We start from the raw sequence: 18,954 nt of genomic DNA, 5'->3' as shown, positions 1-18,954 counted from the left end.
TTGTGAACGACTTGCTGCGCACCGCCGAGCTGACGGTGATCGGGCAGGTCACCACCGCATCGAATGTGACGCTGGTGTGCGAGGCCCCGCGCGAGGACGGCACCGAGCTGCGGGTGGTGTACAAGCCGGTCCGCGGGGAGCGGCCGCTGTGGGATTTCCCCGACGGCACGCTCGCTGGGCGTGAGGTGGCCTCGTATCTGGTGTCGGATGCGTTGGGCTGGGGCGTGATTCCGGAGACCATCCTGCGCGAGGGCCCGCTGGGTCCGGGCATGGTGCAGCGCTGGATCGAGGTCGTGGAGGACGGCGAGGGCCCGGATCTGGTGGATCTGTGCCCGGCCGGGCAGGTGCCCGACGGATTCCGGGAGGTGCTGCGCGCGCTGGATCCGGCGGGACATCCGGTCTCGCTCATCCACTCCGAGGATCCGCAGCTGCATCGCATTGCGGTGCTGGATGTGCTGATCAACAATGCCGACCGCAAGGGCGGGCACGCCCTGGCCGGGCAGGACGGACACGTGTACGGGGTGGATCACGGGATCTGCCTGCACACCGAACCGAAACTGCGCACGGTGTTGTGGGGGTGGGCCGGTGAGGGTGTCGCGGATGAATTGCTCACCGACATCACGGCTTTGGTGAAGGCGCTACCCGGTGAACTCGGTGAGCGGCTGGCCGAACATCTCACCGACGCGGAGATCGACGCTCTCGAAGCGCGCGGGCGGGCACTGCTGGAGAATCCGGTGCTGCCGCTGCCCAACTCGCAGCGGCCGATCCCCTGGCCGGCGTTCTGAACCGGTGTCCGGCCCGGCTTTGTTCATCGCGTGCGGCGCTCGCACCGAAGTCGTTGCCAGCATCATGATTTCAACCATTGACCATTCCCGCTGAAGCACTAAAGTGCAGGTCGGCACCGGGGTGGAGAGTGTCGCATCGCACACGCGCACCGGGGCGGGCAATTCGCTCATCGCTCATCCGTTTACCCTCATAACCATGCAGTCCTGGTCCGATACCGCTGTCCCGACCGTCCCCGGATCCGGACCAGCGTTGCGCTTGTTCGACACCGCCGACAAGCAGGTGCGCCCGGTGACCCCGGGTAAGACCGCCACCATGTACGTCTGCGGCATCACTCCCTACGACGCGACCCATCTCGGGCATGCCGCCACCTACCTGACCTTCGATCTGGTGAACCGGCTCTGGCGCGACGGCGGGCACGAGGTGCACTACGTGCAGAACACCACCGATGTCGACGACCCGCTGTTCGCGCGGGCCGAACGCGACGGCATCGACTGGCGTGATCTGGGCACCCGCGAGATCGAACTGTTCCGTGAGGACATGGCGGCGCTGCGGGTGATCCCGCCGCGCGACTACATCGGCGCCATCGAATCGGTGCAGGAAGTGGTGGATCTGGTCGACAAGCTGCTGGCTTCCGGCGCGGCCTATGTGGTCGACGATCCGCAGTACCCCGACATCTACTTCCGCCACGACGCCACCGAGCAGTTCGGCTACGAGTCCGGCTATGACCGGGCCACCATGGACACGCTGTTCGCCGAGCGCGGCGGTGATCCGGATCGTCCCGGCAAGCGCGATCCGATCGATGCGCTGCTGTGGCGTGCGGAGCGCCCGGGTGAGCCGTCGTGGCCGGCGCCCTTCGGTGCGGGCCGGCCGGGCTGGCATGTGGAGTGTGCCGCAATCGCTTTGAACCGCATCGGCACCGAATTCGATGTGCAGGGCGGGGGCAGCGACCTGATCTACCCGCATCACGAGTACTCCGCCGCACACGCCGAAGCGTTGGTGAAGGGGCGCCGGTTCGCGCGTCATTACGTGCATGCCGGGCTGATCGGGCTGGACGGGGAGAAGATGTCCAAGTCGCGCGGCAATCTGGTGTTCGTCTCCACGCTGCGCCGTACCGGGACCGATCCGGCCGCGATCCGGCTCGGTTTGTTCGCCGGGCACTACCGCGCCGATCGTGAATGGTCGGATCAGGTACTGGCCGAGGCGCTCTCGCGGCTCGAGCGCTGGCGTGCGGCGGTGGCGCTGGCCTCCGCGCCGGGGGCCGAGGACACGATCGCTCGCCTGCGCCAGCATCTGGCCGACGATCTGGACACTCCGAAAGCCATTGCCGCTGTGGACAGCTGGGCCGAGCAGGCTCTCGCCTACGGCGGGCCGGACAGCGGTGCCCCCGGTTTGGTCAAGGACGCGGTGGACGCGTTGCTGGGCATCCGGCTCTGACTCCACTCGGACAACTCCACATTCGACGCTGACGGCGCGGATCCTCACGGGTCCGCGCCGTCGGCGTTGCGCCCTAGGCGGTGGGGCGCGGAGGGATTCGGGTCAGGCTGCGGCGGCGGCCTCGGCATAGGTGTCGGCGAGGGCGGGCCAGCCGTCGGGGGAACCGACCGCGTCGAGCATGGATTGCCAGCCGGGGCCGTGGTTTTCGAGGCCGGAATGCACCAGGGTGACGGTGGTGTGGGTGGCGTCGATCGGGGTGAAGGTGACATCGACGCGGCTCGAGCGGGTGGTGTCGGTTTCGGGTTTCCACGCCAGGGTGATGTCCCAGGTGAAGGCGAAGTGGGCCGGCGGCGACCAGACCAGGACAGTGCCCCAGGCGCATTCGGCGCCGTCGGCTTCGCGGCCGAGCAACCGGCCCCCGACACGGGGTTCGACGACGGCCTCGGCGAGCGGGCCGGCGCCGATGTGGTGATCGCGCGGCCACCAGCTGTCCATGCCGGTGGTGAAGACGCGGTAGGCGGTGGCGGCGTCCGCGTCGACGCTGAGTTCGACGCGCACGGTGTTGTCGAGTTGCTGGGTCATGACTGCTGCTCTGCCTTTCCGGCGGGATCGGGTGCGGGTTCCTCGGTGTGGCCCTCGCGGGCCTGTCGGTTCACTTCCTCGCGAAACGCCGACAGTGCTGTCGACCAGAAGTGGGTGAAGTACATGCGCAGTGCGTCGATGCCGGCCGGGTCGAGGCGGTAGACGCGGCGGGTGCCCACGGCCTCGTCGCGGACGAGTCCGGCCCTTTTGAGCACCTTCAGGTGCTGGGAGACGGCCGGTCGCGAGACGGGTAGTTCGCCGGCGAGTTGCCCGACGGCGGCGGGTCCGCGGCCGAGACGTTCGAAGATGGCTCGCCGGGTCGGATCCCCGAGGGCATCCAGCGCGGCACTTTGGTAAGTCCCCACGAACCGTAAGCCTACACTTACGCAATTCGGGGTGGAAGGGATCCGTGGTTGCTGAAATCGGCCGAGTTGGCGGGGGTGCGAAGTCCGTTCGGCCATTCCGGCGAGCGGCAACCGCGCGCTACGGTGGGCCTCGAACGCTCGACGAGGAGGTGTGACGGTGACCGAGGTACCCGGATCCGACAGGTTCCGTACGGTTTTCGACCAGGGCCGCGCGCTGCGCAAGCAGTTGCGGGCGGGCGGCGAACTGCTCGGCGCGATACGCCGCGACCCACGGATCGCCCGCGAACTGGTAGCCGGACTGACCGGCCACGCACCTGCTCCCGAACCACCCGCCGACCTGGGCGAACATCAGCCCCCGGCCGGGCTCGCCGCGTTCACCCGCACCGCGCACGCCCAGCAGTCCGTCGACTCCGACCCGGCCACCACGCTCGCGTATCTGACTGCGCTGCACCACATCCCGGAGTGGGTCACCTTCCACGGCGGCTGGCGCGGCGACCCGCCCGCCCAGGCCGAACCCGGCCTGGAATACGTGCAGGTGGCCAAGTTCATGGGCATCCCGGCCGATCTGGCCTGGACGGTCGCCGCGGTGAGCGCCACCGGCCTCGAACTGCAGGGCGCGGGACCACAGGGCCTGTCCCTGGGTTTGTGGATCTCGGTGGCCCCGAGCGGTTCCGGTTCCACGGTGTACCTGGACGCGGGATTGGCCGGCCAGCCGATCGAAGGCCCTCTCGGCGCGACGGTGGCCCGCAGTCTCGGTGAGGCCCTGAGCGATTCCCTGTCCGCCGTCCCGGCCGCCCTCTCCGCTGCCGCCTCGGAGCCTGCCGGTCGCGCACCGCGTAAGGCGGTGCGGCACAAGGCCTCCGGTGTCGTCCTCGCACCCAACACCCCGATCCTGGTGGGCGTGGGCCAGGTGGTGGACCGCACCCCCGATCCGGCGTATGTGGATCCGTCGACCCTGGCGGTGCGCGCTTTGCGCCGTGCCGCGGCCGATGCCTTCGGTGCGACAACGAGCACTACCACCGGCAGCGCCGCGGCCGCCCCCGTCCAGGAGAACCGCCCCGCTGCCGCCACGAGCCGGTCCGCTGCCGCCGCATCGGCCGAAAGCGGCCGCGGCACAGGCTCGGTCACCGCTCGCGGCGCATCGACTGCCGCCACGGCATCGGCAGGCAGCGCGAGCACAGGTACTGCCGACCCGAAGGAATCCGGGGCGGGGGCGCGGTTGCTGGCGGCGGCGGATGCGGTGTTCGCGGTGGCGCCGACGTCGTGGCAGTACCGCGATCTCGGGGCGCTGGTGGCCGGGAGCGTCGGGGCATTGAGTGCGGAGACCGTGCAGTCCAGTCCCTTCGGTGGGGACGGCGGGCAGTTGGTGGTGAACGAGGCGGCGGCTGCCATCGCGGCGGGTGAGTACGACGTGGTGCTGGTGACCGGCGCGGAAGCCGGTGCCACGCAGGCGGCGGCGCAGCGGGCGGGGATCGAATTGTCGTGGCCGGTGCAGGATCCGGCGGTGCATCCGACGCGCACGGTGGGGATCGACAAGGCGGCAAACAATGCGGCCGAGACCACGGCCGGGTTGCTCGCGCCGATCAATATGTATGCGCTGCTGGAGTCGGCGAATCGGCAGCGGCTGGGTCGTACGCCGGCCGAGCATGCGCAGGCGGTGGCCGAGTTGTGGTCGCGGTTCTCGGCGGTGGCGGCGGGTAATCCGTATGCCTGGCAGCCGCAGGAGTTCACCCCCGCCGAGATCGCCACGCCCAGTGAGGCCAATCGGCTGATCTCGGCGCCCTACACCAAGCTCGAATGCGCCAACCTGACCGTCGATATGGCCAGTGGCCTGATCATGTGCAGTGCGGCGGCCGCGGAGGCGGCGGGTATTCCGCAGGACAAGTGGGTGTTCATCCACGCCGGTGCCTCGGGCACCGATGAGTGGTTCGTCAGTGAGCGCACCGAATTGGCGGCTTCCCCGGCCATCCGCACGCTGGGTGCGGCGGTGCTCGGTCATGCCGGGGTCAGCGCCGAGGAGCTCACCCATGTGGATCTGTATGCCTGTTTCCCGGTGGCGGTGCAGATCGCCGCACGCGAACTGGGTCTGCCCTCCGATGACGCGAAGCGGCCGCTGACGGTGACCGGTGGCCTGACCTTCGGTGGCGGGCCGGGCAACAACTACGGCGGGCATGCGGTGGCCAGCCTGGTGCAGCGGTTGCGTGCCGAGCCCGAATCCTTCGGCCTGGCTTCCTCACTGGGCTGGTATCTGACCAAGCATGCCCTCGGCGTGTACTCGGCGACCCCGCCCAAACAGGCATTCCGGCACCTGACTCCGGTGATCGAGCATCCACCGGCGCGCCCGGCCCGCAGCGAGTACACCGGCGAGGCGGTGGTGGAGGCCTACACCCTGCCCTACGACCGCCACGGTGACCCCGAGGCCGCCATCGTGAGCCTGCTGACCCCCCAGGGCGAGCGAGTCCTGTTGCGCAGCAACGATTCCGAACTGCTGACCCGTTTGAGCGAGGATGACCTGTTGGGCCTGCCGGTGACCGTGTCGGACGAGGGCCTGACCGTGACATCGACCGATCGGGTCGAATTGCCCGCGCCGCCACCGGCTCCCGTGCTGATCGAACGCCGCGGCCACGTCATGATCATCACGATCAACCGCCCGCAGGCCCGCAATGCGATCAACCTGGCCACCGCCCTGGGCCTGGAACGCGCCATCGACGCCTACGAAGCGGACCCCAACGCCCGCATCGCCATCCTCACCGGCGCCGGCGGCTACTTCAGCGCCGGAATGGATCTCAAGGCAGCAGCCCGCGGCGAGGTCCCCATCACCGAGAAGCGCGGCATCCTCGGTATCGTCTCGCGCCCACCGGCCAAACCCCTCATCGCCGCCGTCGAAGGCCCGGCCCTGGCCGGTGGCTGCGAACTGGCCCTGGCCGCGGATCTGATCGTCGCGGCCAGTGATTCGACCTTCGGCATCCCGGAGGTCAAACGCGGCCTGGTCGCCGTCGGCGGCGGCGTCCTGCGCCTGTCCCAGCGCCTACCGCGCGCCCTGGCCATGGAACTGGCGCTGACCGGCGACCCGATCACCGCGACCCGCGCCGCGGAAATCGGCCTCATCAACCAGGTCGCAAACCCCGGCAAGGCCCTCGAGGCCGCACTCGCCCTGGCCGAACGCATCGCGGTGAACGCCCCCCTGAGCATCGACGCGAGCAAGCAGATCATCGACCAGTCCCCGGACTGGTCGACCGCCGAGGCATTCGATCTACAAGGCCGGGCCGCCGCGTCCGCCCTGTCCTCGCAGGACGCCGCGGAGGGCATGCGCGCCTTCGTGGAGAAGCGCCCGCCGGTGTGGCGCGGGGTGTAGCCACAGGCGAATGCCGGCCCGGCACGCGCCGTCACCGGTTGGCCGCAGTCCGGCGTCATAGCTCCGCCCAGCGGTGCACCCGTCAGGGATCATCTGTCCGGTGTCACCCGGGTGCACCGCTGGCAGCGCGGGTGTGCGGAACAGGCTGCGGTGTGGTCTCGGTGAGTGGGGTCGCGGGGGTGGATCGGGGCGGACGGGGTGCCGGGAATAGGAACATGTTCTAGCGTGGCGGGGCGGGTTGTTCGATCGCCGGAGAGGGTTGGGTCATGGGGTTCAGCGAGTCGACGTTGACGTTGCGCCGGGATGGGCTGGAGTTGACGGCGCGCGGGTTCGGGCCGGCCGATGCGCCGCTGGTGATGTTGTTGCACGGGTTTCCGGATACGCCGCACGGGTGGGACGGGCTGATTCCGGCGCTGGTGGATGCGGGGTATCAGGTGCTGGCGCCGTGGCTGCGCGGGTATACGCGAGGGTCGGCGGATCGGCGGGCGCGGTATGACCTGATGGCGGTGGCCGCGGATGTGGCGGCGTGGCATGCGGAGCTGGGTGGGCCGCCGACGCATCTGGTCGGGCACGATTGGGGGGCGTTCGCGGCGATGGTGGCGGCCAAACAGGAGCCGCGGCAGTGGCTTTCGCTGTCGTTGCTGGCGATTCCGTCGTTCGGGGGCGGGTTCGCGCCGGGGATCGTGCGGTGTCTGCCGCGGCAGTTGCTGTTGTCGTCGTATATCCCGGTGATGCAGGCGCGGGCGTCGGCGCGGTTGCTGGCGCGTCATGATGCGGCGTTCGTGCGGTGGTTGTGGCGGCGGTGGTCGCCGGGCTGGGAGTTCACCGATCTCGAATTCGCGCCTACGGCAGCGGTTTTCACCGATACCGAGCTGGGGTGGGCGGCGACGCGCTACTACCGTTCGCTGTTCACCGTCACGCAGGCGCCCTCGCGGGAGTTCCAGCAGCTGCTGATGGCCCCGGCCGCGGAGCTGCCGACCCTGGCGCTGGCGGGTGCCCGCGACGGGTGTCTGTCGGTGGAGATGGGCCGGTTGCTGTCGCAGCGCGCGGGGGCCACGCATGCGGTGCTCGAGGACTGCGGGCATTTCCTGCAGGCCGAGCGGCCGGACGCGGTGGCCGCGCATCTGCTCCCGCACTTGCGCGCCCACGACGGGACCGATCGCACGGCCTAGCCCGCCCGGGCTCGGCTGACTCAATGACCGTGCGTCCCCATGCCATTCATGGGCATGTCACCCATCGGCGGCATATCGGCGAGGGCGGGTTGCTGGCCGGGGTCGAGGATGAGGAACTGGCCCATCATGCCCTTGTCCTCGTGGTGGAGCACGGTGGCCCGGGCAGGGCCGCGCACGGCGAGCACGTCGAAGGTGTCGTCGAAGCCGAAGCGATCCGGCTGGTCGATCCCGCCGCGCATATCGACCGGGAAGGCGCGCAGGGTCGCGGTGTCGGCGCTGTGCAGGTCGACGACGATCTCGGCCCGCTCTCCCGGGCTGAGCTGAATCCTGTTGAGCGGCACCGGTTGTGCGATGAGTCCGCCGTCGGTGGCGATGAGGGCGAAGTGGCGGTCGTCGTCGAAGCCGAGATTGAACAGCCGGCTGGCCGACCCGTTGAGCAGTCGCAGCCGCACGCGCGCGGTGGTGGCGTCGAAGTGGGCGCCGTTGATGCCGTTGACGGTGAGGGTGTCGCCGAGCAGTCCGAAACTGCCGGTGAGGGTTTCGTCGAGGGTTCCGTCGGCGTTGAGGCGGCGGTCCTGGATGACCAGGGGGATGTCGTCGACGCCGTAGTCGTGGGGCAGGTCGAGCCGGTCGGTGTCGGCGTCGTCGAGCAGGAACAGTCCGGCCAGTCCGCGGTAGACGTGTTTCTCGGTGCTGCCGTGCGGGTGCGGGTGGTACCAGAGGGTGGCGGCGGGCTGGTCGATGCGCCATTGCGGATGCCAGGTGCCGCCGGGCGCGACACTCTGGTGCGGGCCGCCGTCGCAGTCGGCGGGGACGTGCATGCCGTGCCAGTGCACGCTGGTCGGTTCGGGCAGCGTGTTGTGTACCTGCACGGCGACGGTCTCCCCACGGTGTGCGCGCAGCGTCGGCCCGAGCATGGCGCCGTCGTATCCCCACGTGGGCGTGGACTTTCCGGGCACGATCTCGCTGACCCCGGCCTGCGCGGTGAGGCCGAAGCGGCGCACCCCGTCGGCGCCGACGACCGCGGGCGCCAGCGGCGGCACGGGCAGCGGGCGGGTCGTCGCGGTGGCGGCACCGGTGCGCCCGCAGCCGGCCGCGGCGGTGACCAGCGGCAGTGTGGCGGCGGCGGCGAGCAGTCGTCGTCTCGAGATCACTGAGGCTCCTCGGAAATGGCCGGCGGTCCCCGGATTGCGGGGGTCAGGACCAGCCTTCGCGAACACGCATGCGCGCGGCTCCTCCGTGCGGCCGCATTCGAACCCCGGATTCGCGGCCTCGGGCATCTTGTGGGTGAGCTAACGATCTGCTATCGCGACCCGTCTGCGGCACGCGAGTCTCGGGTTCTCTACGGTGGATTCGTGATGGACCTCCGTACGCCGCGAGAGCTGTGGCGGGCCGGGCGCTTTCTGCCGCTGCTGCTGACGCCCGTCCTGCTGACGGCGAGCACCTTTCCCGGCAAGTACCGGGTCCCGGTCGTTTACTGGGTGCTTGCCCTCGCCGCGTGCGCGTTGTTCGCGTTGTGTGATCGGTGGCCGCTGCCGGTGTCGCTGGCGATCTCGGCGCTGGCCTTGCCGATGTTCGTGATTCCGGCGTGGGGTCCCTCGGGTCTGGTCCCGTATGTGGGGGCGGCGGCGCTGGTCGTGGTGGTGACGCGCGGGGATCGCCGGGCCACGGTGCTCGCGACGGCGGCGTGGGCGGTGGCGGTGGCGGCCGGGCAGTGGGGCGGGCACGAGCCGAGCATGTGGCGCGGCGCCACGGTGGTGCAGGCGGTCGCGTATGTGGGTTTGCCGCTGGTGCTGGGGCTGTATCTGCGCGGGCAGCGCGAGCTGACGGAGAGTCTGCGCCTGCGCGCCGCCGATGCCGAGAACCGTACGCGCGCAGAGGAACGCACCGCGCTGGCGCGCGAGCTGCACGATATGGTCGCCCACCATATGGCTTCGATCGTGTTGCGGGTCAAGGTGGCTCGCACGGTGCTGGCCGATCCGGACCCGCGCGTGCGTGAGGTTCTCGACGATGTGGCCGCCACGGCGGCGGGCGCGCTCGCCGATATCCGTCGGCTGCTTGCCGCACTGCGTGATCCGACCTTGGGTGAGGTGGCCTTGCTCGATACCGGTTCGGTGCGTGAAGAAATCGAGGCGGCGGTGGCCCGGGTGCGCCAGGCCGGGTTCACGGTGGAGGCGAGTATCGGGGAGATCCCGACCGGGCTGGATGCGATCGGGCGCCTGACCTTGTTGCGGCTGGTGCAGGAGTCGCTCACCAACGCGATGAAGCATGCCGACCGCGGCGAACCGGTGCGGATCACCGTGGCCGGCACCGCGTCCGGGCTCGATCTCGAGGTACGCAACGGCCGCACCGACCCACCCGCCGCGACCACCCATCCCGCGCATGCCACCCATTCAGCCGGGCAGGGGTTGTTCGCTGGTCAGGGCATCATCGGTATGCGTGAGCGGGCCGAACTCGCCAGCGGCACAGTCGAAGTCCTGCCACTCCCGCAGGGCTGGCGGTTGCAGGCGTGGCTGCCGGTGGTGGCGCGATGACCCGGGTGTTGCTGGTCGATGATCAGCGTCTGGTGCGGGCGGGGTTGCGCATGCTGATCGAATCCGCGCCGGGCCTGGAGGTGGTGGGGGAGGCTGCCGATGGTGTGGCGGCGGTGCGTGCGGCCGCGGAGTTGGGCCCGGATCTGATCCTGATGGATCTGCGCATGCCCGGGATGGACGGTGTGGAGGCGACCCGGCAGCTCACGGCGGCGCACCCGTCGTCGAAGGTGCTGGTACTGACCACCTTCGACGACGACGAGCACCTGTTCCCCGCACTGGCCGCCGGTGCGTGCGGGTATCTGGTGAAGGACACCGAACCCGCCGATCTGCTCGACGCCATCGGGCGCACCATGGACGGGCAGTTGCTGTTCTCCCCGGCTCTGCTGCGCCGCCTGGTCGATCGCGCCGTCACCGCCCCGGTGCGGCAGAACGCTACTGCTGCAATCGATCTCACCGCCCGTGAGCGTGAGGTGCTGGCGCTGGTGGCCGAGGGCTGGGGTAATCAGGAGATCGCCGACCGCCTGCACCTGGGCGTGACGACGGTCAAGAAGCACATCGCCACGCTGATGGACAAGACCGGCTGTGACAATCGCGTCCGGCTCGCGGTGTACGCGGTCGGCTTAGCGCAGTGACCTACCGAGCCCGGCGTCAGACCGTGGCCAGAGCGGTGACGGCCGCCCCGAACATGGTGTTCTTGATCGCGCCGAGGGTGGCGGCATCCTTGGCGCCCAGCGGGGTGAGCAGTGCGGCGGCGGCCTCGGTGACCGCGTCGGCGGGTGCGACCGCGTCGACGATGTCGTGGGCGAGGGCGTCGGGCCCGCCGAAGCGCCGCCCGGTGGTCATGGACGCGACCGCCGACTTCGGGCTGAGCTTGGCCTGGATCAGTGCGGCCATGCCCGCGCTGAAGGGGATGTGGATGTCGACCTCGGGGAAACAGAAGTAGCCGCGGTCCTCGCGCATGACCCGGAAGTCGTGTGCGATGGCGAGCATGGCGCCGGCGCCGAAGGCGTGCCCTGGCAGCGCGGCCGCGGTCGGCACGGGCAGGGTCAGCACGCGCGCGAACAGTGCCTGCACCTGTCCGACATACCATCCGAAGCGTTCGGAATTGGCGCCCAGCCAGTCCAGGTCCAGGCCGTTGGAGTAGAACTTGCCGCTCGCGGTGGTGATCAGTGCCTGCACGCCGTCGGCGAGGACGGTGTCCAGGTGCGCGCCGACCTGGTCGAGAAACTCGGGGCTGAACCGGTTCTCGCCGTCACCGAGGTCGAGGACGGCGATCTTGTCGAGGTAGCTGAGCGAGGGCATGACGGTTTCCTTCGGAGAGAGGTTATTTCGGTGCGGGTCCGACCGTGAGCACGGCGCGCACGGCGGCACGCAGTTGTTCGCGGGCGGTGGGATCGGCGAGCCGGTCGCGGTCGAGCAGGATCGCGGTCGGCAGATCGACCAGGCAGATGGTGAGGGTGTCGACGGCGGCGGCGTCGCGTCGCCCCCACAGGTCGAGGGCGAGCCGTTTCATCAGGCCCACCAGTGCGCGTTGCGGCGCTTCGACTTCGGCGCGCACCGGGTCCGGTAGGTCGGTGGCGGTGAGGTCGCTACTGTGCACGGCGAAGAACATCCGCGTGGATTGCGGGTAGCGCCGGGCGAATTCGACGGGTGCGTCGGCCGCGGCGATGACGGCGTCCACGCCGGTGTGTGCACCGGCCAGTTCATCCTGGACCGCGAGGAACCGTTGTGCGGCACGAATCCAGGTGCGCGCCAGCAGTTCCGCGCGCGAGGGGAAGGTGTGGTAGATCGCGCCGTTGGACATGCCGGTGGCCGCGGCGACCGCACGAATGGTCACCGCGGCCGGACCGCCGGCCACGGCCAGTGATTCCGCGGCGTCGAGCACCGTTTCGGGATCGTACTGGCGTGGCCTCGGCATGGATTCACCATAACAGAGCAACTGCTCTGTTATGGGGGTGGTTCGTCACACCACCCCGGTCTCTCCTACGGTGCGCGGAAGCCGCCCAGCTGTTCTTCGAGCAGTTCGGCCAGCCGCAGCGGGGTGCGGTCCTCGAACATCGGGCCGATGAGCTGCACACCCACCGGCAGGCCTTCGGGCGACGGGCCGGTGGGGATGGCGGTGGCGGGCAGGCCCGGCATGGTCGCCGCACCGGCCCACACCAGCTGATCGAAATACGGGTAGGTGACACCGTCGACGTCGATGCGGCGGGTGAGTGGATCGGGATGGTGGTCGTGCGGGAAGGCGGGGGTCGGCGTGATCGGGCAGACGACGGCGTCGAATTCGGTGAACAGTTGCCGCCAGCCGTGGCGGTGCCGTTCGCGCAGGTTGTTCGCCTCGAGCCAGTCACGGTGGGTGAAGACCATGGCACGCAGTCGCGCGGCGTCGAGACTGCGATCCTCCGGGCTCAGGGCGGCGGCGCGGATCTGCAGCATTTCGTAGGAGTCGATGGGAAACCGTGCCACGGAGTTCGAGATCAGCAACTGCGTGTAGAGCGTGCCGGCCTCGGCCAGATCCGGCAGCAGCGCACTGTGCCGGGCGACGTTAGCGCCGCCGTCGAGGAGCGCATCGGCCACCCGGTTCACTGCGGCGCGCACCGCCGCCGAGCTCGGGATGAGCGGATGGTCCTCGAGGACGAGCACGCGGAACTCGGAGAGCCGATCGTGGCGTGCGGCAGGCAGTTTCAGGTCGTAGGCGATGCCGTGCGTCAGCGGATCCGGTCCGGCCATCACGTTCAGCAGCAGCGTGAGGTCGCGTGCGGTGCGCGCCATCGGGCCGACGACGGCGAGATCGAGATCGATCGGCAGCGCCGGTCCGGGCGGCGGGACCATGCCGCGTGGCGCGGCCAGCCCGAGCGTCGGCTTGTGGGCGTAGACGCCGCAGAAATGCGCGGGAGTGCGCAACGAGCCCGCGATGTCGGAGCCCAGGGACAGGGCACCGAATCCGGCTGCCAGCGCCGCGGCGGACCCGCCGGAGGAGCCACCGGAGGTGCGGGCGTGGTTCCACGGGTTGTTGGTGGTGCCGTAGATGTCGTTGAAGCTCTGGATGTCCTGCAGTCCCAGCGGCACATTGGTCTTGCCGAGCACCACCGCGCCGGCGGCCTTGATCCGCGAGACCTGCACCGCGTCCTCGGTGGGCACGTAGTCGCGGTGTGCGGGCATGCCCCAGGTGGTGGGTAGCCCGGCCATGTTGTAGGACTCCTTGACCGTCATCGGAATCCCGAGCAGCGGCCGGTTCTCACCGCGGGCGCGCGCCTGATCCGCCTCGCGTGCGGTCTCGCGTGCCCGGTCGAAGTCGCGGACACAGATCGCATTGATTGCCTTGTCCTCGCGCTCGATTCGATCGATCGCCTCCTCGGTCAGCTCCACCGACGTCACGTCACCAGCATGCAAAGCGACCGTAAGTTCTTCGGCCGAGCGAAAGTTCCAATCCATGAAAACGACGCTATTGGCATGCCGCAGGGGGCATAAAATGCCAGTTCATACAACGCGGACCGCCCGCATCGGCGAAGTCGCCCACTCGTAGTGCCCTCGAGAACGGCTCCGCCCCAGGTCAGAGCGTCTTCGGCGGGTCGGCTCACGGCAGGCAGGGCATCAAATGCGGCGGCGCACAACGGGATAGATGTCTCAACGATTCCCCCGAAAATCGCACTACCCGTTGCGGGCATCCAGCAGGGTGAGCAGCGCCCGCACGAGGCGGCGCATGGTGCCGCTGGGCCGTCCGGGCACCACGCAGGTGATGATGCCCGACACGAGTAGCAATGTCGCCGCGGCGGCGGCCAGGGGTGCGGTGCCGTGGCAATCGACCAGCCCGAACGTGAACCCGAAACTCATGGCCACCAATCCCGCGACCAGCACGATGGTCTGCCAGGTCCAGGAGTGCTCGCTCGAACGGCCCGTGCGCGCAGGTTCGCCGGAAGGCAGCGAGGGGCAGGATGCATCGCCTGTGCCGGAGCAGCTTCCGGTCCGGCGGCAGGGCTCGTTCGCGGTCGGGGCGGTGTCGAGCATCGCGAGGTCCGGCTGTACGACGACCCGCTGCACGACGACACACGGTGGTGCCGGGAGGCCGACGGGGTCCGCGACGGCCGGTGAGAGTGTGGTGGCGACCGGTTCACCCGACCGGAAAGCGTTCTCGGACATGATGTTTCCCCCTGTCTTCACTCATCGTTCGATGCCCGCACCGCGGCAGTCGGCGAGCTCGCGGTGAGTCAGTCGTCCACGTCCCTGCAGATACCGTTCGGTCATGGCGACCACGGCTTCGGCGACGGTCAGGTCGAGGCATGCGGCAGCCCCGGCGGCCACGTCGAGGGCTTCGGCGTCTTCGACCAGCTCGGGATCGCCGAGAATGCGGTCGAGCACCATGCCGTGCAGGGCTTGGTTGCGGGTCAGGGCGCGGCCGGGCAGCCAGCTCAGCTGCCATTCGCGGGCGTCGTCGCGGCCTGGCGTGCGGTAGGCGAAGGTCTTGCGGGCGGCCCTGCCCCACACGATGTAGCGATCGCGGGGCTCGAGCTTGCGCAGCTCGTGGCGCAGCATGTCGTGGCCGCTGAGATAGTGGACCGGGTCGGGGTGGGTGTAGCCGTCCGCGTCGGGTCGCGCGGATTCGTTGCGGGCCACGGCTTCCACCGCGCGGATGTAGCGTTCCTCGCTGCGACGCTGCGTGCGGATCTCGTCGTAGAGGGCGTACAGGCACTCGGTGATCAGGTAGGTGCGGAGCGTGGCTTGCCCGTCGGGACGCCAGCCCCGGTCGTCGAGGCTGCGCGACCGGAAGGTGTGCAGCGCGACCGCCACGATGGTGTCGACCGCGCCGTGCCGGAATTCGTCGTCGAGGGCGAAGCGGCGTAACTCGGTGGGCGCGCAGTTGCGCGGTGATGTGCCCGGTACTCAGCCAGGCGTGCAGTACTCCGACGGCATAGCGGGCGACTTGGGTTTGGAACCATTCCCATTCCGGGCCCGTGAAGCCGTGCGTGTGCAGCAGTTTGAACAGCTCGGCATCAGCGGCCTGGCGTTCGAGAGCAGGGTCGTGGCCGTCCGCGGGGACGGCGGAGTATTCCTCGGTCATCAGGTCTCGCTTTCACCTGCGCGCCGCACCGCAGCGCCTGTGCTGATAACCAGTTATACGCACGCGGTATCGACCGATCACCGGACTTTTCCGGGACCGCGAACAGGCAGGGGAATGCGATTGTGCGAGCAGGTGTCTCGCGATCGGCCCGAGTGGGTCAGGCGGGTTCGTGCACGCCGTCCTCGACCTCGGCGCTGTACATGCGGTCGATCTCCTTCGCGTACTTCTCCGCGATGGGTTTGCGCCGCAGTTTCATCGTCAGCGTGATCTCGTCCCCGCCGGGCTCCCAGAAGGCGGGCAGGATGGTGAACCGTTTGATCTGTTCCACGCGCGAGAGTTTCGCGTTCCCGACCGCGACGCCGCGCGCGATCTCGGCGATCAGTTCGGGGTGCGCGGCCAGCCCGGCGACCGAATCGTCACCGAGGCCGTGCGCGACGGCATAGGGCGCGGCCGATTCGGCGTCGATGACGATCAGGGCGGTGTTGTACGGGCGGCGGTCACCGATGGTGGCGAGCGCGCCGATGAGCGGCGTGGCGGCCTTGATGGTGTTCTCGATATTGGCCGGGGACATGTTCTTGCCGCCGGAGTTGATGATGAGTTCCTTCTTCCGGTCGATCACCCGCAGGTACCCGTCGGCGTCCTCGGTGATGATGTCGCCGGTGTAGAGCCAGCCGTCGTCGTCGAGCGCTTCGCCGGTCTTGCCGGGCTCCTGGCGGTATTCGCGCATGACCAGTGGCCCGCGCACCAGGTATTCGCCATCGTCGGCGATCTTGGCTTCCAGCCCGGGTAGCAGTTTGCCAACCGTGCCCAGTCGCGCTTCGGCGGGCGGGCTGACGCTGGCCACGCAGGTCAGTTCGGACATGCCCCAGACTTCGGAGATGGGGATGCCGAGGCCGAAGAAGAATCCGAGGGTTTCCGGCGGGATGGGCGCGGCGCCCGACAGCGCCCATTTGAGTTGGTCCAGGCCGAGTTTGGCGCGCAGCTTCGACAGCACCAGTTCGTCGGCGCGCGCCCATTCCGCGGCTTGGGTGTCATCGAGTGGGACGCCGGCCAGTTGTGCGGCGGCCTTGCGTCCGGCGGCTTCGAGCGCCCACGTCAGTGCGGCCTTGCGGGCCGGGTCGGTTTCGGTGGCGACGGAGAATTCCACGGCCGCTTTGAGTTTCTCCCATACGCGCGGGACCGCACCCCAGATGGTGGGGTGCACGTCGGCCAGTGCCGCGGGCAGGTCGGCGCGGTCGGGTACCACGGTGATCTGGGTGCCGTAGTAGACCTGCAGGTACAGGTTCATGACCCGGTCGGCCATGTGCGCGGTGGGCAGATACGAGATATTGCGGTCCCCGAATTCGACCGGCATGACCGAGGCGTAGGTGCGGCATTCGAATCCCAGGTTGGCGTGGCTGATTTCGACGCCTTTGGGGTTGCCGGTGGTGCCGGAGGTGTAGCAGAGGGTGACGATGTCGTCGGGGGTGATGGCCTGCCAGGTGGCGTCGAAGTCGAAGTCCGAGCGCCCGAGTGAGACCAGTTGCGCCACCGACAGCGTGCCGGGTACCGGATTGTCCACGCACACAATGGTTTCCATCGGCACGCCGGAGGCGCGGATGCGGTCCACGTATTGGGCTTCGCAGATCACCACCCGGTTGCCGGCATTGGTGAACACGTAGTGCAGTTGTTCGGGGGAGAGGGTGTTGTAGACGGTGAAGGAGGTGGCGCCGGTGTGCTGGGCGCCGACTTCGAGGGGGTAGAACTCGACCCGGTTGGCCATCATGGAAGCGACGGTGTCGCCGCGTCCGATGCCGAGGGCGGCCAGTCCGGCGGCCACGTCGCGGACCTGGGCCGCGTACTGGCTCCAGGTCAGTTGCCGGGTCCCGCCGATCGATCGCACCGCGACGGCGCCGGGGTCGATGGCCGCCACCCGCTGGAAGGCCGCACAGGACGTATTCTGTTCGCTCATCACAGATCTCGATCCACTCACCGCTCGCTTTCCCAGACAGTAAGGCTCGGGGTGTCTAGTGCGCGGCTTTTTGCGCAGACCTGCATGCACACCGATATACGTCACTGTGACGTATCAATGGGGGGGTCGACATGGCAGGGGAGCGGGTCAGCTGGACGGGTGGATGTTCCACTGCACGATCGATGACCCCTGCACGACGTAGTACCCGTCGTAATGCTGCACGCTGCCGTCGAGTTGATAGGCATCCAGATGTGCGTACACCGTCGGCCCACCGGTCGGATACACGGTCACCGCGTCCCGGGACAGGCTGTCGAACTCGTGCGGGAAATGCGCGCGATTACCGCCCTCGATGACACTGCCACCCAGACTCCAGGCCGCGTCGTAATCGTGGCGGTTGATCGCATCGAAGTAGGCCAGCACCACCGCCGCGTAGCGATCCTGCGCCGGGGGAGCAGCCGCGACCGCCGAGGTCGTCACCACCGGAGCCGACGTGATCACCACCGTGGATGTCACGACCGTGGCGGCCGCGGTGTTCAACCGCACCGAGGTCGTCGCGCCCAGATCACCGGCCGAGGGTTGATGGCTGGTTCGCTTGGCCACCACCGCCGCACCCATGCCGAGCCCGATCGCCACGGCCGGCAAAAGCATGATCCCCGCCGCCACCGCCGCGATCCGCCCCATCGGCCATCCGCGCCGCCGCCTGGGCCGCGGTTGCGGCGTGAGATAAGGCGGCACCGCCGCCACCTGCCCGATGACCGTGCCGCGGAAGTATTCACCGAACTCGTCGAGCACGCCGAGTGGTTGTGCCAGAAACGAACTCCCGTCCGGCGTGAGATACACCGCAGCCAGCCCGTCACGCCATTCCACCGGCCCGGGCCGGCTCTCACCGGTGAACGCCCGATCGAAGAGCACCCGCAACCGCATATCCAGCCCCGCCGGCAGCCCGCCGGGCACCTGCCACGCCTCGTACACGCTCTGCCGGTTCGCGGGCCCGAGGAACAGTCCCTGATAGATCAGCACCGCCAGGGTGAGCCGATCCCCGTCCCCGTCACAGCCCGCGCCGTAAGGTCGCAGCCGATCCGCGCGCAGCAGATAGGCGTCCAATGGTTCGTCACGCCAGGCGATCTCGTCGAGCTCGACGTGTCCGTGCCCGAACTGCGCGGCCTCGAGCAGCACGAACAGATCACACACCCGGAGGAGCACCCCGACCCGCCGCGCCGCGTCCGGCGGATTGCGTGCGGGCACACACAGATCCTCGAGGGTCCGGAATCGCCCGTCGCGCAGCCGGAATCCCGCGGGTACCACCGGTGCGATCACGCCGGCCACCGAATTGCCCAGTGCCACCACGTCGATGGGCCAGCCGATCGCCGATTCGGCGACGGGCCCGTTCAATTCCTCGGCCCACACCGCGGCGTGCCCGTGCACGGTGGTGCCGCGGATCCATCGTCCGTGCCCGACGGGTTCGGTGTAGCGGCGGTATACCCGTTCGCGTCCTCGGCTGTCCCAGCACCGGTAGGTCACCGACCGTCCGTCAATGTCCCGAAACGGTGTTTCGTCGACCTCGTAGCGTTCACCTGATTCGCCGATGACGCTTCCCACCCTTGCATTATTCCGTCACTGTGACGTATTGACGGCGGGTATGCGGAGAGTCAGGGGAGTGTCGGGGAAAGTACCGGGAGCCCCGATCGGCCCGAATGCTCCCGTTCGGAAATTTTCCGG

General features: G+C 69.1%; 16 protein-coding genes. 6 read left to right on the top strand and 10 right to left on the bottom strand.

Features of this window, described 5'->3' with window-relative positions; translation table 11 throughout:
- The first annotated feature begins 2 nt into the window (after nucleotides 1–2).
- Both ACH438_RS25325 and mshC read left to right on the top strand, forming a co-directional pair.
- A complete protein-coding gene (locus ACH438_RS25325; RefSeq protein ID WP_397009339.1) occupies nucleotides 3–785 on the top strand; it encodes an SCO1664 family protein in 783 nt (260 codons plus the stop codon).
- 196 nt (nucleotides 786–981) lie between these two features.
- A complete protein-coding gene (mshC, locus tag ACH438_RS25320; protein WP_397009337.1) occupies nucleotides 982–2,220 on the top strand; it encodes a cysteine--1-D-myo-inosityl 2-amino-2-deoxy-alpha-D-glucopyranoside ligase in 1,239 nt (412 codons plus the stop codon).
- Nucleotides 2,221–2,322: 102 nt separating this feature from the next.
- Here mshC and ACH438_RS25315 read toward each other — a convergent pair whose 3' ends face one another.
- Together ACH438_RS25315 and ACH438_RS25310 are read right to left on the bottom strand one after the other, a co-directional pair.
- Nucleotides 2,323–2,802: an SRPBCC family protein gene (locus ACH438_RS25315; RefSeq protein WP_397009335.1), complete on the bottom strand. Its 480-nt coding sequence runs from the start codon at nucleotides 2,800–2,802 to the stop codon at nucleotides 2,323–2,325.
- Complete coding sequence (locus ACH438_RS25310) at nucleotides 2,799–3,167, bottom strand: ArsR/SmtB family transcription factor (RefSeq protein ID WP_397009333.1); 369 nt, start codon at nucleotides 3,165–3,167, stop codon at nucleotides 2,799–2,801. Before ACH438_RS25310 ends, ACH438_RS25315 begins: the two co-directional genes overlap by 4 nt.
- A 157-nt stretch (nucleotides 3,168–3,324) precedes the next feature.
- On the opposite strand from ACH438_RS25310, the gene ACH438_RS25305 reads away from it, so the two are divergent.
- Together ACH438_RS25305 and ACH438_RS25300 are read left to right on the top strand one after the other, a co-directional pair.
- Nucleotides 3,325–6,522 carry a crotonase/enoyl-CoA hydratase family protein gene (locus ACH438_RS25305; RefSeq protein ID WP_397009331.1) on the top strand — a complete coding sequence of 1,066 codons (3,198 nt, stop codon included), beginning with the start codon at nucleotides 3,325–3,327 and terminating at the stop codon, nucleotides 6,520–6,522.
- A gap of 266 nt (nucleotides 6,523–6,788) precedes the next feature.
- A complete protein-coding gene (locus ACH438_RS25300; RefSeq protein WP_397009329.1) occupies nucleotides 6,789–7,694 on the top strand; it encodes an alpha/beta fold hydrolase in 906 nt (301 codons plus the stop codon).
- 20 nt (nucleotides 7,695–7,714) lie between these two features.
- Here the strand turns inward: ACH438_RS25300 and ACH438_RS25295 are convergent, their stop codons facing one another.
- Nucleotides 7,715–8,848, bottom strand: a complete 1,134-nt coding sequence (locus ACH438_RS25295) for a multicopper oxidase family protein (protein ID WP_397009327.1) — start codon at nucleotides 8,846–8,848, stop codon at nucleotides 7,715–7,717.
- A gap of 204 nt (nucleotides 8,849–9,052) precedes the next feature.
- Between ACH438_RS25295 and ACH438_RS25290 the strand changes: the two genes are divergently transcribed.
- Both ACH438_RS25290 and ACH438_RS25285 read left to right on the top strand, forming a co-directional pair.
- A complete protein-coding gene (locus ACH438_RS25290) occupies nucleotides 9,053–10,228 on the top strand; it encodes a sensor histidine kinase (RefSeq protein WP_397009973.1) in 1,176 nt (391 codons plus the stop codon).
- Nucleotides 10,225–10,860 carry a response regulator gene (locus tag ACH438_RS25285; RefSeq protein WP_397009325.1) on the top strand — a complete coding sequence of 212 codons (636 nt, stop codon included), beginning with the start codon at nucleotides 10,225–10,227 and terminating at the stop codon, nucleotides 10,858–10,860. The genes ACH438_RS25290 and ACH438_RS25285 overlap by 4 nt, the downstream gene beginning before the upstream one ends.
- A 16-nt stretch (nucleotides 10,861–10,876) precedes the next feature.
- On the opposite strand, the gene ACH438_RS25280 is transcribed toward ACH438_RS25285, so the two are convergent.
- The 7 genes from ACH438_RS25280 to ACH438_RS25250 form a co-directional block, all read right to left on the bottom strand.
- Complete coding sequence (locus ACH438_RS25280; protein ID WP_397009323.1) at nucleotides 10,877–11,530, bottom strand: enoyl-CoA hydratase-related protein; 654 nt, start codon at nucleotides 11,528–11,530, stop codon at nucleotides 10,877–10,879.
- A 22-nt stretch (nucleotides 11,531–11,552) separates the two neighbouring features.
- Entirely contained in the window at nucleotides 11,553–12,146 is a 594-nt protein-coding gene (locus tag ACH438_RS25275) for a TetR/AcrR family transcriptional regulator (RefSeq protein ID WP_397009321.1), read from the bottom strand.
- A gap of 65 nt (nucleotides 12,147–12,211) precedes the next feature.
- Nucleotides 12,212–13,660, bottom strand: coding sequence for an amidase (locus ACH438_RS25270; protein ID WP_397009319.1), 1,449 nt, complete (start codon nucleotides 13,658–13,660; stop codon nucleotides 12,212–12,214).
- A 216-nt stretch (nucleotides 13,661–13,876) separates the two neighbouring features.
- Nucleotides 13,877–14,365 carry a hypothetical protein gene (locus ACH438_RS25265; RefSeq protein ID WP_397009317.1) on the bottom strand — a complete coding sequence of 163 codons (489 nt, stop codon included), beginning with the start codon at nucleotides 14,363–14,365 and terminating at the stop codon, nucleotides 13,877–13,879.
- 21 nt (nucleotides 14,366–14,386) lie between these two features.
- On the bottom strand, nucleotides 14,387–15,013 hold the full coding sequence (locus tag ACH438_RS25260) for a hypothetical protein (protein ID WP_397009315.1): 627 nt from the start codon (nucleotides 15,011–15,013) through the stop codon (nucleotides 14,387–14,389).
- Between the two features lie 428 nt (nucleotides 15,014–15,441).
- Nucleotides 15,442–17,235 (bottom strand): fatty acid--CoA ligase FadD11, encoded by a 1,794-nt coding sequence (fadD11, locus tag ACH438_RS25255; RefSeq protein ID WP_397009313.1) that lies wholly within the window; start codon nucleotides 17,233–17,235, stop codon nucleotides 15,442–15,444.
- A gap of 147 nt (nucleotides 17,236–17,382) precedes the next feature.
- A complete protein-coding gene (locus ACH438_RS25250; protein ID WP_397009311.1) occupies nucleotides 17,383–18,834 on the bottom strand; it encodes a hypothetical protein in 1,452 nt (483 codons plus the stop codon).
- Nucleotides 18,835–18,954 lie beyond the last annotated feature (120 nt).

It is taken from the genome of Nocardia sp. NPDC020380 (assembly GCF_044386975.1).
Classification (GTDB): Bacteria; Actinomycetota; Actinomycetes; order Mycobacteriales; family Mycobacteriaceae; genus Nocardia.
This window is presented reverse-complemented; position numbering and strand designations above follow the sequence as displayed.